The 14,378-nt window shown below is 71.3% G+C and carries 18 protein-coding genes; 5 read left to right on the top strand and 13 right to left on the bottom strand.

Annotated features, from left to right (window positions below; all coding sequences use genetic code 11):
* Positions 1-220 precede the first annotated feature (220 nt).
* Together DEI89_RS12045 and DEI89_RS12040 are read left to right on the top strand one after the other, a co-directional pair.
* Positions 221-2,287 carry an MDR family MFS transporter gene (locus DEI89_RS12045; protein ID WP_110904297.1) on the top strand — a complete coding sequence of 689 codons (2,067 nt, stop codon included), beginning with the start codon at positions 221-223 and terminating at the stop codon, positions 2,285-2,287.
* 80 nt (positions 2,288-2,367) lie between these two features.
* Positions 2,368-2,982, top strand: a complete 615-nt coding sequence (locus DEI89_RS12040; protein WP_110904296.1) for a TetR/AcrR family transcriptional regulator — start codon at positions 2,368-2,370, stop codon at positions 2,980-2,982.
* Between the two features lie 159 nt (positions 2,983-3,141).
* Here DEI89_RS12040 and DEI89_RS12035 read toward each other — a convergent pair whose 3' ends face one another.
* The 10 genes from DEI89_RS12035 to DEI89_RS11995 all read right to left on the bottom strand — a co-directional run bounded on the left by DEI89_RS12035 (position 3,142) and on the right by DEI89_RS11995 (position 8,953).
* Positions 3,142-4,335: an AraC family transcriptional regulator gene (locus tag DEI89_RS12035; RefSeq protein ID WP_110904295.1), complete on the bottom strand. Its 1,194-nt coding sequence runs from the start codon at positions 4,333-4,335 to the stop codon at positions 3,142-3,144.
* Between the two features lie 65 nt (positions 4,336-4,400).
* Positions 4,401-4,661 (bottom strand): hypothetical protein, encoded by a 261-nt coding sequence (locus DEI89_RS12030; RefSeq protein ID WP_110904294.1) that lies wholly within the window; start codon positions 4,659-4,661, stop codon positions 4,401-4,403.
* A gap of 48 nt (positions 4,662-4,709) precedes the next feature.
* Complete coding sequence (locus tag DEI89_RS17740) at positions 4,710-4,877, bottom strand: hypothetical protein (protein WP_181421625.1); 168 nt, start codon at positions 4,875-4,877, stop codon at positions 4,710-4,712.
* Between the two features lie 226 nt (positions 4,878-5,103).
* The gene (locus DEI89_RS12025) at positions 5,104-6,069 is read right to left on the bottom strand and encodes a helix-turn-helix domain-containing protein (RefSeq protein ID WP_110904293.1); all 966 of its coding nucleotides are present in this window, start codon (positions 6,067-6,069) and stop codon (positions 5,104-5,106) included.
* A gap of 110 nt (positions 6,070-6,179) precedes the next feature.
* Positions 6,180-6,338, bottom strand: coding sequence for a GlsB/YeaQ/YmgE family stress response membrane protein (locus DEI89_RS12020; RefSeq protein WP_375537776.1), 159 nt, complete (start codon positions 6,336-6,338; stop codon positions 6,180-6,182).
* 505 nt (positions 6,339-6,843) lie between these two features.
* Positions 6,844-7,407: a hypothetical protein gene (locus tag DEI89_RS12015; protein WP_110904291.1), complete on the bottom strand. Its 564-nt coding sequence runs from the start codon at positions 7,405-7,407 to the stop codon at positions 6,844-6,846.
* A complete protein-coding gene (locus DEI89_RS12010) occupies positions 7,404-7,979 on the bottom strand; it encodes a DUF6286 domain-containing protein (RefSeq protein ID WP_146236780.1) in 576 nt (191 codons plus the stop codon). The genes DEI89_RS12015 and DEI89_RS12010 overlap by 4 nt, the downstream gene beginning before the upstream one ends.
* A gap of 13 nt (positions 7,980-7,992) precedes the next feature.
* Entirely contained in the window at positions 7,993-8,310 is a 318-nt protein-coding gene (locus DEI89_RS12005; RefSeq protein WP_110904289.1) for a hypothetical protein, read from the bottom strand.
* A complete protein-coding gene (locus DEI89_RS12000; RefSeq protein ID WP_110904288.1) occupies positions 8,307-8,498 on the bottom strand; it encodes a hypothetical protein in 192 nt (63 codons plus the stop codon). The genes DEI89_RS12005 and DEI89_RS12000 overlap by 4 nt, the downstream gene beginning before the upstream one ends.
* On the bottom strand, positions 8,495-8,953 hold the full coding sequence (locus DEI89_RS11995; protein WP_110904287.1) for an Asp23/Gls24 family envelope stress response protein: 459 nt from the start codon (positions 8,951-8,953) through the stop codon (positions 8,495-8,497). Before DEI89_RS11995 ends, DEI89_RS12000 begins: the two co-directional genes overlap by 4 nt.
* A 400-nt stretch (positions 8,954-9,353) precedes the next feature.
* Here DEI89_RS11995 and DEI89_RS11990 point away from each other — a divergent pair, with 400 nt between their 5' ends.
* Positions 9,354-10,361, top strand: coding sequence for an AraC family transcriptional regulator (locus tag DEI89_RS11990; RefSeq protein WP_146236779.1), 1,008 nt, complete (start codon positions 9,354-9,356; stop codon positions 10,359-10,361).
* Positions 10,362-10,431: 70 nt separating this feature from the next.
* On the opposite strand, the gene DEI89_RS11985 is transcribed toward DEI89_RS11990, so the two are convergent.
* Positions 10,432-12,348 carry a family 43 glycosylhydrolase gene (locus DEI89_RS11985; RefSeq protein ID WP_181421624.1) on the bottom strand — a complete coding sequence of 639 codons (1,917 nt, stop codon included), beginning with the start codon at positions 12,346-12,348 and terminating at the stop codon, positions 10,432-10,434.
* Between the two features lie 163 nt (positions 12,349-12,511).
* Between DEI89_RS11985 and DEI89_RS11980 the strand changes: the two genes are divergently transcribed.
* On the top strand, positions 12,512-13,024 hold the full coding sequence (locus DEI89_RS11980) for a DUF427 domain-containing protein (RefSeq protein WP_110904284.1): 513 nt from the start codon (positions 12,512-12,514) through the stop codon (positions 13,022-13,024).
* The gene (locus tag DEI89_RS11975) at positions 13,021-13,338 is read left to right on the top strand and encodes a hypothetical protein (protein WP_146236778.1); all 318 of its coding nucleotides are present in this window, start codon (positions 13,021-13,023) and stop codon (positions 13,336-13,338) included. Before DEI89_RS11980 ends, DEI89_RS11975 begins: the two co-directional genes overlap by 4 nt.
* 9 nt (positions 13,339-13,347) lie before the next feature.
* Here DEI89_RS11975 and DEI89_RS11970 read toward each other — a convergent pair whose 3' ends face one another.
* Both DEI89_RS11970 and DEI89_RS11965 read right to left on the bottom strand, forming a co-directional pair.
* Positions 13,348-13,641 (bottom strand): hypothetical protein, encoded by a 294-nt coding sequence (locus DEI89_RS11970; protein WP_110904282.1) that lies wholly within the window; start codon positions 13,639-13,641, stop codon positions 13,348-13,350.
* Between the two features lie 228 nt (positions 13,642-13,869).
* Positions 13,870-14,199 carry a hypothetical protein gene (locus DEI89_RS11965; protein ID WP_110904281.1) on the bottom strand — a complete coding sequence of 110 codons (330 nt, stop codon included), beginning with the start codon at positions 14,197-14,199 and terminating at the stop codon, positions 13,870-13,872.
* Positions 14,200-14,378 lie beyond the last annotated feature (179 nt).

The following is a 14,378-nucleotide window of genomic DNA, read 5'->3' as shown; positions in this document are numbered from 1 at the left end:
CTTGCAGAACGCAACGGATGTAAAGTTGCGGAGCCTGCAAGGTTTCAGGTTGCGCAGCGGCCCCTCCGTGGCCCACGCACCCGCCTCGCCTCCGCCCGACGGCGCACTCGCCGTCCGGCACGTCGAACCAGAAGGACCCGCATTGTCAACAGCCACCGCACAGACGCCGGTGCCGGGCCGGAGCGCCACCACCCCCGGTGCGCCCGGTCAGCAACCCCTGATGAACCACCGTCAGATCCTGCTCGTCATCTACGGGCTGATGGCGGGCATGTTCCTGTCCTCCCTCGGACAGACGGTCTTCGGCACCGCGATCCGCACCATCGGGGACGACCTGCACGGTCTCGACCAGCAGGCCTGGGTCACCACCGCCTACCTGATCACCTCGACGATCGCGACGCCGATCTACGGCAAGCTCTCCGACATCTTCGGCCGCCGGCCGCTCTACATCTTCGGCATCGTGGTCTTCATCGTCGGCGCCGTGCTGTCGTCGATGTCCACGTCGATGCTCATGCTCGCCGCCTTCCGCGCGGTCCAGGGCATCGGGGCCGGCGCGCTGATGTCGCTGCCGCTCGCGATCATGGGCGACATCCTCGCCCCGCGTGAGCGCGCCAAGTACCAGGGCTACTTCCTCGCCGTCTTCGGCATCTCCTCGGTCATCGGCCCGCTCATCGGCGGTCTGCTCGCCGGCGCGTCCGAGATCCTCTTCATCACCGGCTGGCGCTGGGTGCTCCTCATCAACGTGCCGATCGGCATCGCCGCGCTCGCCATGGTGATCGTGTTCCTGCACCTGCCCAAGGTGCACGACAAGCGGGACAAGCCGGTCGTCGACTGGTGGGGCGCGACCTCGGTCATCGTCACCCTCGTCCCGCTGCTACTCGTCGCAGAACAGGGCCGCACCTGGGGCTGGGGCTCCCCCGCAGCACTCGCCTGCTACGTCATCGGCGCCGTCGGCCTCGTCGCACTGCTGCTCATCGAGTCGAAGATGGGTGACGCGGCGATCATCCCCCTGAAGCTCTTCCGCTCGGGCACGTTCTCGATGGCGACCGTCATCGGCTTCCTCGTCGGTTTCGCGATGTTCGGCGCCATGCTGACCATCCCGCTGTACCTGCAGATCGTCGTCGGTCTCAGTCCGACTGAGTCCGGCTTCGCCACGCTCCCCCTGGTCGGCGGCCTGATGATCGCCTCGATCACCTCGGGTCAGATCGTCGCCCGCGTCGGCCGCTACCGGATCTTCCCGGTCATCGGCACCGCGCTGGTGTCCGCCGGCTACGTCGTCCTGACCTTCATGACGATCGACAAGCCGCTCTGGTTCCTGATGATCGGCATGTTCCTCATCGGTCTCGGACTCGGTTCGGTCATGCAGTCCCTGACGCTCGCGTCGCAGGGCTCGGTCGAGGCCAAGGACATGGGCGTCGCGACCAGCTCTGCGACCTTCTTCCGTCAGATCGGTGGCACGCTCGGCACCGCCGTGCTCCTCTCGATCCTGTTCTCGGTGATGCCCGCCAACATCGTGCACGCCACCGCGAACAAGGCCGACCTGACCGACGCACTCGACGCGGCGCTCAACCCGACCGTCGCCAGCGCGAAGGCCAACCAGGGCGTGATGGACCAGATCTGGGACCCGATCGTCGACCCGATCCAGGACGAGATCGACTCCGGGCTCGCCCGCGGCACCACCGCCGCGAAGCAGGCCGCCGACCAGGCCGTCACCCAGCAGGTCACTGCCGCGGTCCAGGCGCAGGTCACCGCCGGGACGATCCCGGCGGCCGCCGCCCCGACCGTGATCGCCCAGCAGGTCGCCGACGCCACCCCGCAGGCCGAGGCCACCGCACTCGCGACGGCTGCCGACCGGGCGCACGCCAGCGTCGTCGACGGACGGCTCGCGGTCGACTGGACGGACGCCGGACAGCGCACCTACTGGGTCGACCAGGTCGTTCCCGACCTCGTCAAGCAGATCGACAAGGGCGCGAACGGCGACTCGAGCGCCTCGGCCACGAACGACACCTCGTTCCTGACCGGAGCCGACTCCCGGCTGACCCGCCCGTTCATGGCCGGCTTCAACGCCTCGTCCGTCACGATCTACTGGGTCGGACTCGGCGTGATCCTGCTCGCGTTCGTGCTCACCTGGTTCTTCAAGGTGCCGCCGCTGCGCCAGCGCTCGGCGCTCCAGGAGCAGGCGGACATGTCCGCCGAGGCACAGCTCGAGGCCGACGCCGGCCTGGCCGCGGCCGAAGCAGGCTCCTTCACCGGTCCGATGACCGGCTCCACGCCGACCCAGCGTCGGTGACCACCCGGGCCGCCCGCGCACGCCGGTCCCCACCGGCAGCGCGGGCGGCCCGTCCCACTTCTCCCCACCGGAGGTCGCCCGTGTCCCCCACGGCAGCACCCGCACACGACAGCACTGCGGTCGACGGCAACAGCGAGCCCTGCACGCTCCGCGAACGCAAGAAGCAGCAGACCCGGCAGGCGATCCACGACGCGGCTCTCACCCGCATCACCGACCACGGCCTGGACGGCGTCACCGTCGAGCAGATCTGCGCCGACGCTGACGTCTCCCCGCGAACGTTCTTCAACTACTTCTCGTCGAAGGCCCACGCCGCGATCGGTCTTGACACCGTCGACGTCCCCGACCCCGTCCGCGACCGGTTCGCCGCCGCCGACGGGCCACTGATCGACGACGTCTGCGACCTCGTCGCCCACACCGTCCCGCTCGCCGCGGACCGCGCCCGCACGAAGGAGCTGCTGGTCCGCCGCCCGGAGATGGCCCCGATGGTGATGCGCTGGATGGCCGAGTCCCGGAAGTCACTCGTCGCCGCCGTCACCACGCGGACCGACGAGGACACCGCCCGGACCGCCGTCGCCCTGGTGATGTCGGCCCTCACCGAGGTCGCGCACCGCTTCACCGTGCTGGACCAGGCGGACCTGGCCACGCGCCTCCGCGCCGTCGTCGCCGAGATGGTCGCGCTCGTCACCGGCCGCTGACGGCCCGAGACGTCTGCGGAACGACCGGCCGGTCGGGGACGCAGCCCGCACCGAGGACGTCGCGGTCGGCCGTACGGCGGACGGGAGGCACGTGGCGGCCGTGATCCGAGCCTCCCGTCCGGAGTCGGTCGCCCCCTGACCGACACCCGAGAGCGCTGCTCAGGAGCGGTCTCCGGACCGATGGAGCGCGCGCAGGTCGCGGAGGAAGGCGGTCGGCGTCGTGCCCCGTTCCTCCTTGAAGAGCTGCTGGAGCCGCCGGGGACGCAGACCGGCGGCCGCGGCGATGTCGGCGACCGTGCAGCCGTCGTCGAGGTGCGCCTCGATGTAGCCCACCGCCTGGCGGATCCGCCACGAGGACCGGCCGTCGGGGCGCTGCGCGGTGGCCGCCCGGAGCGTCGCCGAAGGGCCCTCCCCGAACCGGGCACGGTAGGCGGTCGCGAAGCGGCTGGGGTTCGTGAAGCGCCAGCGGCGTGCGACTTCGAGGACGCTGTTCGGCGACGCTCCGCGGAGGAGCTCCCGCCGGACCTCGTCCAGCCGTTGGTCGCGGAGGAACCCGTTCGGCGTGACGCCGAGCGTGCGCGCGAAGACCTGCTGCAGGCCGCGCTCACTCAGGCCCGCGGCGGCGGCGATGGCGGGCACCGAGGGTCGGTCTCGGACGTGCTCCTCGACGAAGGCGATGGCGTCCCGCAGGCGACTGGCGGTCGGGACCTCGTCGCCGCGGTCGCGGAGCGGGAAGGTGTCGAGGACGACGGTCGCGAGCCGTCGGTTCAGGGCCGTCCGCATCGCGCCGCGGACCCGGTCGTCCATCAGGGTCGGACTGACCTCGCCGAGCAACCGACGGAGCGGCTCGCGACGGGCGACCCGCTCGTCCTGCTGGCCGAACAGGACCGGCCCGTCGGGCATCGGGTAACCGAGTTCCCCCGCGGTCTTGCGGAGGAAGGCATCGGAGATGTGCACGCCGTTGTAGACGGTCTCCTCGGATGCGAAGCGGTACGCCTCGGACGCGGACGCGATGTAGGGGCTGCCCGGTTCGATCACGCGTGACCGGTCCGCGAAGTGCATCTCGAGGCGACCGCGCTGCAGCCAGAACACCACGTGGTCGTCGCGGGGTCCGATGACGCCACCGCGACGGCCACCGCGGGCGTTCATGGTGCGGAGTGTCAGGTCGTCGTCACCGATGACGGAGTACTCGTACCGTGTGCCCTCGGCCGCGAAGGTGTCGGTGGCGACGGTCGTGTCACGCCCGAGGTCCTGACCGGAGTACTCGGAGCGGAAGATCGCCGTGTAGTCCGAGCCGCCCGCGTCCGTGAACCGCTGTCTGCGGAACCCGTTGTCGTGGTGGATCGGTGGCACGCAGCCATCATGTCATCCGCAGAACGCGGAGGTCCGGGCTGTACCCGGACCGTGGAGAGGACCGCTCAGGCCCGGATCAGCGGTGCCCAGAACGCGTCCGGGCCGTCCTGCTGCACGGCGTCGCCCTCGAAGCGCCAGCCGTACCCGCCGACGAACTGCTGCGCGGCCGCGAGCTCGTCGACGCCGTCGTCCTGCGACCGGTCGAACAGGTGCACGCCGTGACCGATCGCGACACCGCTGTCGCTCACGAGCGTGAGGTCCCACCGGCCTTCTTCGGAGCGTTCGATGCGGACGACGGCGGCCTGGTCTGCGGAGAAGTCGGACATGTCGTCGAGCCTACGCACGCAGTCGGAGGCCGGTGCGGGGGGTCTGGGTCAGACGACGGTGAGGAAGTCCGCGTAGGTGGGCTCGGCGGGTGTCGACCCGGCCGTGCGGCGGGCGACCATCGCGTCGATCTCGTCGGGGTGGCTGAGCCCGCGGCGGTGCCATTCGCCGGCCTGCAGCCGTTGTTCGTGGAGGGAGGGTCTGACGCGGTCGTTCACGGTGCGCTCTTCCTGCTGGTGCGCCCGACCCGAAGGGTTCGGAGGCGCAGGGACAGCATCCCCCGCGCACCCCGCCGGACCGAGCCACGGGGTCCGTGGAGTACGCCCGCTGGACACGGTGTCCGATCCGCGCACCGGCAGCGCTCCGGGCCTGTCGGACGGCGGCGGCGCGCCGGCGGTGACGACGAACGATCCGACCGAGCGGGCCGAGCCGACGGGTGGCCCGTCACACGCTCCGACGGCGGCGGAGCGTCGCCGAGGGCGGCTCTCCGAACGTGGCCGCGTAGGCGCCCGAGAACCTGCCGAGGTGCCCGACGCCCCAGCCGACGGCGATCTGCGCGACGGTGGCGGTCTCCGGGTCGGCTGCGCTGAGCTCGGCGCGTACCCGGTGCAGCCGGACCTGGCGCAGGAAGTGCATCGGGGACGCTCCGGTGTGCCGACGGAACGACGCCTGCAGGGACCGCACGGCGACCCCGGCGGCGACACTGACGTCCGTGATCGTGATGGGACGACGGGCGTTCGCCACCATCCACTCCTGCGCGAGCCGCATGGTCGCCGGTCCGTCGCTGAGCAGCCCCGTCGGCGGGACGGGACGAGCGTCGAAGGTGCCGACGACGGCCTCCGCGACGGTCGTGTTGAGTGCCGAGCGGCGGTCGCGACCGGTCGTGGGGTCGAGCAGCGCCCCGGCCGACGCTGACACCACCGCGCGGAGTTGTCGGAGCGCCGCGGGGTCCGGGTGGCGTGCGAACTGCAGCGGTGTTGGCAAGTCTCCCTGTCGCGCGGCGGCGACGGACTGCAGGAACGTCCGGTCGAAGCGGATGACGTGCTGCACGGTCGGTGCCGCGCTGAACGCGAAGTCCCGGCCGGCCGGGTACATCACCGGGACGCCCGGCAGCATGTCGACGGGGTCGGACGAACCGGTGTCGAGCAGGATCCCCGGCGCGGAGGCCCATGCCAACACGTAGTCGTCGCCGGGGTCGATCGTCCCCCAGCGGCGGGCAGCGACGGACGAGGTCCCGACCGTGACGTGGTCGTCCCCGACCGCCCGGTACCGCCACGAGAACCCATCGGGTGCAGGGTCCCCGATGTGGATGTCCTGGCTCGAGTAGACGTCTTCGTAGAACGCGACCGCTTCGTCGACGGCGATGCCGCGACGGTCGACGTGCACGAGGGGTTGTTCGACTGAGTCCATGCGCGCCCAGCCTGCCGCGGACCACCGACAAATGCGCCACCGACGACGAAGAGCCCCACACCGGTCGGTGCGGGGCTCTTCGTTCCCGGCGACGAGCGCCGGGAGAGAGGTCAGGCGCGGGCGCCGCGACGACCGGTGATCGCACCCCAGATGAGGAGGACGATGATCGCACCGACGATCGCGATGATCCACGACTGGATGCTGAAGAAGCCGTCGTAGCCCACGTTGAAGACGAGGCCGCCGAGCCAGCCGCCGATGAGGGCGCCGATGACACCGAGGACGAGCGTGGCGATCGTGGAGCAGGTGTGCCGCCCGGAGGGGCAGCGGAGCGGTCGTGATCGACGCTCCCGGATGGGCTGTGCCGATCAGATGCTGTCGAGCAGACCGTCTCGCGACTGCTCTGCGAACAGAGCGGTCATGTCGATGGCTTCGGTCGGGGTGTCCCCGTCAACGAATGAGTTGCTCGCGGGCGTCGAGTGCATCTGACCGGTCCTTCCGTGGTGCTGCGTGTACCACTCCACCATGCTCTCCGGAAAGTAGTTAGGCACACTACACAGTTGATGATGCGTTCAGCGGACACGACGTGGTCGGTCAGCTCTGCGAGCTCGGTGAGGGGGCCCCGACCTGCGAGGAGCGGACCTCGGCGGCGACCGCGATGACGGGGGGTGCGTAGCTGACCACGTTCGTGCGGTCGAGCAGTCGGCCGCGGTGGCCTGGTGGCGGGGGGGGGAACTGGTGCTGGTGGCGCCGTCGCGCAGGGCCGTGGCACGTCCGTCAGACGACGCGCTTGGCCTTCGAGATGGCCGAGCGGGTGCCGCCAGTGAGGTGGACCAGGATCGGTACCTCGCGACCGAGAGTCCGGTCGAGGGTGGCGATCGCGGAGTCGACGGCGTCGAGGACCGTGACGGCGTCCCCGCCCCGGCGGACCGCGACACGCAGCCGTGCGGCGCGCTGCTTGCGCACCGTGTACATGTCGACCTTCGACGAGACGACGTCGTGCACGCCGGCCAGTTCATGGTCGATGACGTCGCGGACGAGGGCCACGTTGACGGTGACCTCGTCATCGCCCTGGGCTTCACGGACGGCGACGGCGGTGCCGCCGCGGCCGCGTGTGACGACCCAGACGACGGCGAGGACGACCACGACGAGGCAGGCCGCCGCGACGATCCACAGGGACGTCGCGGGGACCTCCACGCGGTCTGGGAACGTCAGGGAGGGCTGCAGCGCATCACGGACGACCGGCAGGACTCCGGCGCCCATGGCCAGGCCGACCACGACGGCGACGAGTCCGAGCACGAACAGGATGATCCGGTTCAGGGTGCGGTTGCTCGAGGTCATGACAGCGCGCCCTTCTCGCTGACACGGACGGTGACGTGGCGGACGAACCGGTCGTCCAGGCGGCCCAGGCGTTCGGCGACGGCGCGCTCGACGGCTGCCGAGTCCACCGGGATGCCGGACATCGGGACGACGTGCACCTCGGTGCGGGCGCCACGGACGCTCGCGGCGGTGTGCGCGTCGGGCACGCCCGCGGCGACGCCGGCGGCGTTCCGGGCGGTCGACGCGATGATCGACGAGTCGATGACCACGGCGCCGCGGTCGTGCGGCACCACTGCGCGGTGCTGACGGCCGGGCTTCAGGGCCAGGACGACGAGGACCACACCCGCGATGACGAGCACCGCGGCGATGACCTCGATCAGGGTGACGAAGGTCGGGTCCGGCTGGAGTGCGGCGTCGACCGCGGTCTGCGGGTCGGCCAGCAGTGGCGCCGCCCCGATCGCTCGGAGGACCGACTCGGTGCCGATCCACGCCGCGACCAGCACGAGCACCACCAACGCCGCGGACACCGCCCTGGAACGGGAACGGTACACGCTGCGGCGACGCAGCCGACGTTCGACGGAACTGCTGCTCATGGGGTTCTCCTCGTCAACGGACCCGGGCATCGCGCTCGCGCACGATCCCGGTCAGTTCGATGCGCGCCGACCCGACGCGACGTCCGGTGAGGGCGCTGACGCGACTCCGGACCTCGGCCGCTGCGGTCGTCGCCGCCTGGACCAGGTCGGTGCCGGCGGCGACCGGACCGGTGATCTCCAGGGCCAACGCCCCGTGAGCGTCGCCGAGCTCCACCCGCACCCGCTTCGCGGGCGCGCCGAGCCGCTCAGCGGCGACGGCGCGCGCGCACGAGGTCAAGGCGCGCGTGGCGATCTCGACCCGGCCCGGCACGGTGCCCGGGCCGCCGGTCACCGGGAGCTCCGACGCCCGGTCAGCACGTCGGTCAGGGCGTTCCGGTCGATCCGGCCGGTGACGAGTGCTGCGACGAGCGCTCCGACGGCGGCGAACACGACGACCAGGACGAAGCCCCAGAAGCCGAACTGCAGCGCGACGACCGCGAGGACGGCGCCGATCAGGGCACCGCTCAGTGTGGCGCTCATGCGACTCGCGACTCCTTCTTGTCGTCGTCCTCGTCGTCGTCACCCGGGATGAAGACGTCCTGGATCGTGACGTTCACCTCGGCGACCTCCATGCCGACGATCTGCTCGATGGCGCGGGAGACCGACGCTCGGACGCCCTCGGCGACCTGCTGCAGCGGCACCGGGTACTCGGCGACGATGGTGATGTCCGCGGCGACCTGCTTCTCGCCGACCTCGACCTTGACGCCCTGCGAGAGGTCGCGCTGGCCGATGGCGCCCCGGAGTGCGCCGATGGCACGGGCTGCGCCGCCGCCGAGGCTGTGGACGCCGTTGACCTCGCGGGCGGCGATGCCGGCCACCTTCGAGACGACGGTGTCGTCGATGAGGGTCTTGCCGGTGGCGCCGCGGTCGCCGGTGTCCATCGACGTCGTCGCGCTGGTGGCGAGGATGGTCGGGGTGGTCGTGGTGTCGGCCATGGTGGCTCCTTCCGAGTGGCCCGCCGGGTGTTCCCAGCGGGTGCTGTTCACGGATGAGACGGGCTGGGGAGGACGTTCGTCACGGCCTCGTCGCGACTTCCAGCCGCATTCCAGGAACGCGCCGTTCCCGCGGTCAGACCTGTACCCCGAACCGGATTCCGTGCCGATGTCGACTCCGACGGTGCGCGGCGCGCGGGAACCGGACCGGGTGCCCGCAGTCAGCGGTCGCTTCCTTACCATTTCTATGACGAGAACGTCAACCCCTGAACGCCTGACGGACAACTGGGTACCGTTTCAGTCAGCGAGTTTCGCTCGGCGTCCAGTGCATCGAACGTCAACGGAGCGCTGACAGGGACAGCAGCGACCCGACCGCCCTCCGGTGGTCGACAGGGAGACGATCATGACCAGCACGCTCGACGTCACCGCCCGACGGGCGGAGACCAACACGTGGGCTACCGACACGGTGCGACCCGTGCGGATCGAGGCGTCCGGGACCTCGAGCGACGCGGTCGTCGCCGACATCGGTCGTCTGTACGACGGACGCGAATGGCAGGCCCGGACCACCAGCCATCCCTTCGCCTACCGTTACAGCGCGGTGGGCGACCGGGACGTGACACTCCGCCGGTCCCAGATCGGTGGACACATCCGCGGAGCGATCCCCCGCTCACCTGACTACGTCGTGCAGTGGATCACGTCCGGGCAGGGGGTTCCTGACGTCACGCAGGACCGGGTGCCACTGCAGCTCGACGTGCCGATGCTCTTCCCGACCTGCCGTGAGTTCGTCTTCGAGTACGAGGACTACGACCAACGGCTCGTGCACCTGTCGCGCCCGCTCGTGCACGAGGTCGCGGACGAGATGTTCCACACCGGTCAGGTCACCGACCTCGGCATCGACCACCTCCGCACGCTCGACCCCACAGCCGTCACCCAATGGCGGAACAGCCTCGCGCTGCTCTCCCGGGAGCTCCGGACCGGCGGGGTCGACACCCTGCTCTGGCACACCCTGACGCGTGGGACCGCGGCTGCGTTCCTCCGGATGTACCCGCCGACGGTGACGGCCCTGCCGCCCGCCGTGCTGCTGCCCCGACGGGCACGTCTCCGCGCCGCCGTCGAGTACATCCACGAGCACGTGGCGGAGCCGATGAGCGTCTCGGACATCGCCGGCGCCGCCGGACTGAGTGTCCGTGCCACCCAGGAGGCGTTCCAGCGGCACCTGGACCAGACGCCGATGACGTACCTGCTCCGGACCCGACTCGAGCGGGTCCGCCGGGATCTGCTGCAGGCCGATCCCTCCGGCACGTCCGTCCAGACGGTCGCCCGCCGCTGGGGCTTCGCGCACCTCGGCCGCTTCTCGGCGGCCTACCGGAACGAGTTCGGCGAGTACCCGCGGGCAACGCTGCGGAGCTGAGCGGGTCCCACTCCGGCAGACGGCCGACGGGCCCGGTGCAGTCGCACCGGGCCCGCCCGTCGTTCGTCGTCTAGCGGACCGACCGCACGGTGCTGACCCGCAGGTCCTCGAACGTGCTCGTCGAACCGGCACCGCCCAGGGAGATGAGCCCGACCCGCGGTGTCGACCCGAGGTCCGCCGTCCAGGTGCCGCCGCGCACGAAGTGCCGACCGTCGACGCTGGTGTACGCCGTGTACCGGTGCTCACCGTCGACGAGCCGGTGCACGATCCGGAGCGTGGTGGCCCCACCGACCGGCCCGACGACCATGTTGCCGTAGGTCGGCGCGCCCTCGGGCTGCCCGCTGACCTGCTTGCCGAACTCCGTCTGTCGGGTGTTGAAGATCGAGTTGGAGACGAGTCGGACGTAGTTCCCGTCATCGCCGTAGACCACGAGCCCGCCCTGCCGGTAGTTGAACGAGTCGCCGGTGGCCGGGGTGTCCATCCGTACGCGGGTCTCGACGACGTAGTCACCGGCGGGTGCCGCTTCGGTCAGCACCGACGCGAGCGGGGTCTGCGGTGGGTGCAGGTCCGCGTCCTGGGTCTGCCATGAGAACGACCCGCCCCCGACCCGGTAGGTCGACGGATCGGGCTGCCGCGTCCAGGTGAGCGTCGGCGGCAGCGCGTCACCCCGGAAGTCGGTGGACAGGGACCGGATCGTGCGCGCCGGCACGTCGACCGGGGCGAGGCGCGGACGGTACGCCGATCGCTGCCCCGGCTGCGCAGCCGGAGCGGGCTGCACCGAGTCCGACGGTCCTGCTCCACCGCGGACGACCGGCCAGCCGCCGATCCAGTCGAGTGGGTCGATGAGCGCCGGACGCTTCGTGTACCCGGTCTGCCCCGCGTAGTACGGGTCGTTGCGGTCCACGGCGTGGTAGATCATCCAGTCCTGACCCGCGAAGTCGGTGACCACCGTGTTGTGACCGGTACCCACCCAGCGGTTGCCGTTCTGTGCGAGCAGGGGCGAGCCTCCGACCCGGGTGTCCGTGATCGCGACGCCGTCACGGTCGCGGAAGGGTCCGAGCGGGCTCTTCGAGCGGGCGACGAAGACGCCGTACCCGGTGAGCGAGCCGTTGCAGCAGTTCGTCGCGGAGCCCATGTAGTACCACCAGCCGCCGTGCCGCATGAGGTACGAGCCCTCGTAGCGGTTGTCGATCGCGATCTGCCGCTCGGTCTCCGGCAGCGAGCGCAGTCCGTCCGCGGTGAGCTGTCGGACGTGCACGCCGCCGAAGTAGCTCCCGAAGTACAGGTAGGTGTGACCGGAGTCGGTGATGACCTCGGGGTCGAACGACCACCGGAAGCCGTCTCCGTTCGGCGCGGTCTGCGGTGCCACGACGGGACCGCCGGAATCCGTCCACGGGCCGGTCGGGCTGCTGCTCGTCGCGACGCCGATCGCCGATCCGCCGCCGGCGGGGCCGGTCGCCGACGGGGTGTCCGACGCCGTGTAGTAGAGGAACCAGGTGCGGCCGCGCTGGACGACGTCGGGCGCCCAGATGCCGTTGGCGTCGCCGACCCAGGCCGGCTTGGTGGTGAACGCGTCGCCGACGTACGTCCAGTCCGTCAGGTTCGTGGACCGGTAGGTCGGGACGCTGTGCTGCACGAGCTCGCCGGTGGCGGTCTCCTCCGTCGCCGTCAGGGCGTCGGTCGTGCAGTACAGGTACCAGTTGCGGTCGCGGCCCACCCCGTGGATCGCGGTCGGGTCGGCGCAGCTCGCCGCCGTCTGGCCGTCCGGGAGGCGCAGTGCCATCGGGTTCTGGTGGGTCGCCGCCGGCGCGTGGCCGCGTCCGGCGGTGGCAGCGGCGCTGGTCACCGCACTGGTCGACGGAGTACCGGTCGAGGCAGCACTGGTGGTTGCGGTGGTCGGTGGTGGTGCGGCGGTCGCAGGTCCGGCCAGGGCCTGCGCCCCGACGATGGTCACGGCCGCGAGGGTGATCGCGATGGTTCGGCGCACGGGACAGCCTCTCGTCGTTGAGGAGGTGGTGTCCGCGAGCGTAGCCCCGCCGCGCTCCGGAGGCCAGGGGCATCGTCCGGATCCTCGCGCCGATCGCACGGGCCGACGTCCCAGCTGGTGACGAGCCTCCAGTCCGTCGGTTCCGACGGGTAGAACTGGGGACATGACCCGACGCAGCCCGAGCCACCCCACCCCCGACGTCCCCGGACCCGGCCAGGAGTCGGTGTGGGACTACCCGCGTCCGCCGCGCATCGAGCGGACCGCATCCCGCGTCGTCGTGCGGCTCGGCGGCCAGGTCGTCGCAGACACGACCGGCGCGGTCCGCGTGCTCGAGACCAGCCACCCGCCGGTGTACTACCTGCCGATCTCGGACTTCGCGCCCGACGCCCTCGTCCCCACGAGCGGGTCGAGCATGTGCGAGTTCAAGGGCAGCGCCTCGTACTTCGACGTGCACGGCGGCGACCAGGTCGTCCGGCGTGGTGCCTGGACCTACCCGACGCCGTGGCAGGGGTACGGCGAGCTGCGCGACCTGGTGGCCGTGTACCCGTCGCAGATGGACTCGTGCGAGGTCGCCGGTGAGCGCGTCCGCGCGCAGGAGGGCGACTTCTACGGTGGTTGGATCACCGCGGACATCGTCGGGCCGTTCAAGGGCGAGCCCGGGACGCTCGGGTGGTGACGGGGGCTCCACTGCCGTCCGGCACCACCCGTCGTCGCGTCGAGCTCCGCCTGCACAGGCCGTGGTTCGCCTGGGGTGCGCGGCCGACCGTCAGCGTGGACGGCGTCGGACAGCCGGCGCAGTGGGGGTCCGGCACCTGGGTGCTGCCGGACGAGGGCACCGTCGAGTTCGCCGTCTTCTGCGTCAACCGCAGCTGGCGGTTCGGTGCCGCCTCGATCCGCCTCGACGCCACGACTGCCGCGGGCGCGGTCATCGCGTACCGCGCTGGCAGACTGCCCGTCGGGGCGGGGACGCTGGTCGTGGAGCGCAGCTGACGGAGCCAGTCAGGCCCGCTCGGACCGCCGCGCCGTCAGGAAGCGGGTGCGCTCGGCGAGGTCGTCGACGAACTCCTGGTGCTCGGGCTCGAGCAGGTCGTCCGCGGCGGGTTCCGCGAGGAGGGGGACGCCCGGGCCGAGGAACACCTCGACGGCGATCGGCACGCCCGCGATGTCGACGGCGGGGATCGCGACGAGGTCGCTGCTGCCCGTCTGCCCGAGCGCGACCGCGTACCGCATCACGGCGGAGGCGGCGGCACTGCTGGTGAGGACGGATGTCAGTCCGTAGACGACGTACTTCATGGCGAGCCGGTTCTGACCAGTTCGATGCGTGCACGGCGGAGGCCGGCGGTGGTGTGCACAGGTGTGGACCCCCAGGGGGGTGGGGCACCCGCAACCGAGTCAGGGCAACGGTCTCGTCGGGAACGCACGTATCGGGATGGTCCGTACTCGGCACAATGTACACCGGTGGTACGACTGCGACGGTGGCGGGCACCCAGCCACCATCCGGGCCGTCGTCGGCAGCGGCGGTCAGCCCGGTGCAGCCACGAGGACCACGAGCACGGCTGCCAACCCGACGGCGACGATCCCCAGGTCGAGGACCGCGAGTGTCACCAGGCGCGTCCGCAGGGGGCGGACGGCCCCGCGGACGACGACCATCGTGAGGAACAGGACCACGACCACCACCAGGGCCGGCCACCCCACCGCTGGCTGCCGGATGCCCATCAGGACCATGACCACCGCGACCAGGACCGTCGTGACTGCTCCCCACACGAGCCAGTTCGACCCCGAGCGCGTGCGGAGCGCCGGCTGGTCACCGACGCGCGTCGGGTCGGGTCGTGGTTGCTGGTCGTCGGACACGATCCGGACGGTACGCCGAGCGGGGTGACGACCCGTGCGGGGTCGGTCCTGTCGCGGCGGTGACGGGGTCGCGGCCGGACGGGAGGCGCGGGGCGGGCCCGCACCGCGCCTCCCGTCCGTCGCCCATCACCCGTCACCCGTCACCCGTCACCGGTCACCGGGCGCCCGTCCGAGAGCTG

Source organism: Curtobacterium sp. MCBD17_030, assembly GCF_003224255.1.
Lineage (GTDB): Bacteria > Actinomycetota > Actinomycetes > Actinomycetales > Microbacteriaceae > Curtobacterium.
This window is presented reverse-complemented; position numbering and strand designations above follow the sequence as displayed.

Bases quoted from the DNA above. Each gene is read 5' to 3' on its own strand.
- DEI89_RS12045 (WP_110904297.1), top strand. From the start codon at position 221: ATGAACCACCGTCAGATCCTGCTCGTCATCTACGGGCTGATGGCGGGC.
- DEI89_RS12030 (WP_110904294.1), bottom strand. From the start codon at position 4,661: ATGTCCGACTTCTCCGCAGACCAGGCCGCCGTCGTCCGCATCGAACGC.
- DEI89_RS12015 (WP_110904291.1), bottom strand. From the start codon at position 7,407: ATGACCTCGAGCAACCGCACCCTGAACCGGATCATCCTGTTCGTGCTC.
- DEI89_RS11980 (WP_110904284.1), top strand. From the start codon at position 12,512: ATGACCCGACGCAGCCCGAGCCACCCCACCCCCGACGTCCCCGGACCC.
- DEI89_RS12000 (WP_110904288.1), bottom strand. From the start codon at position 8,498: ATGAGCGCCACACTGAGCGGTGCCCTGATCGGCGCCGTCCTCGCGGTC.
- DEI89_RS11995 (WP_110904287.1), bottom strand. From the start codon at position 8,953: ATGGCCGACACCACGACCACCCCGACCATCCTCGCCACCAGCGCGACG.
- DEI89_RS11990 (WP_146236779.1), top strand. From the start codon at position 9,354: ATGACCAGCACGCTCGACGTCACCGCCCGACGGGCGGAGACCAACACG.
- DEI89_RS12025 (WP_110904293.1), bottom strand. From the start codon at position 6,069: ATGGACTCAGTCGAACAACCCCTCGTGCACGTCGACCGTCGCGGCATC.
- DEI89_RS12010 (WP_146236780.1), bottom strand. From the start codon at position 7,979: ATGAGCAGCAGTTCCGTCGAACGTCGGCTGCGTCGCCGCAGCGTGTAC.
- DEI89_RS11970 (WP_110904282.1), bottom strand. From the start codon at position 13,641: ATGAAGTACGTCGTCTACGGACTGACATCCGTCCTCACCAGCAGTGCC.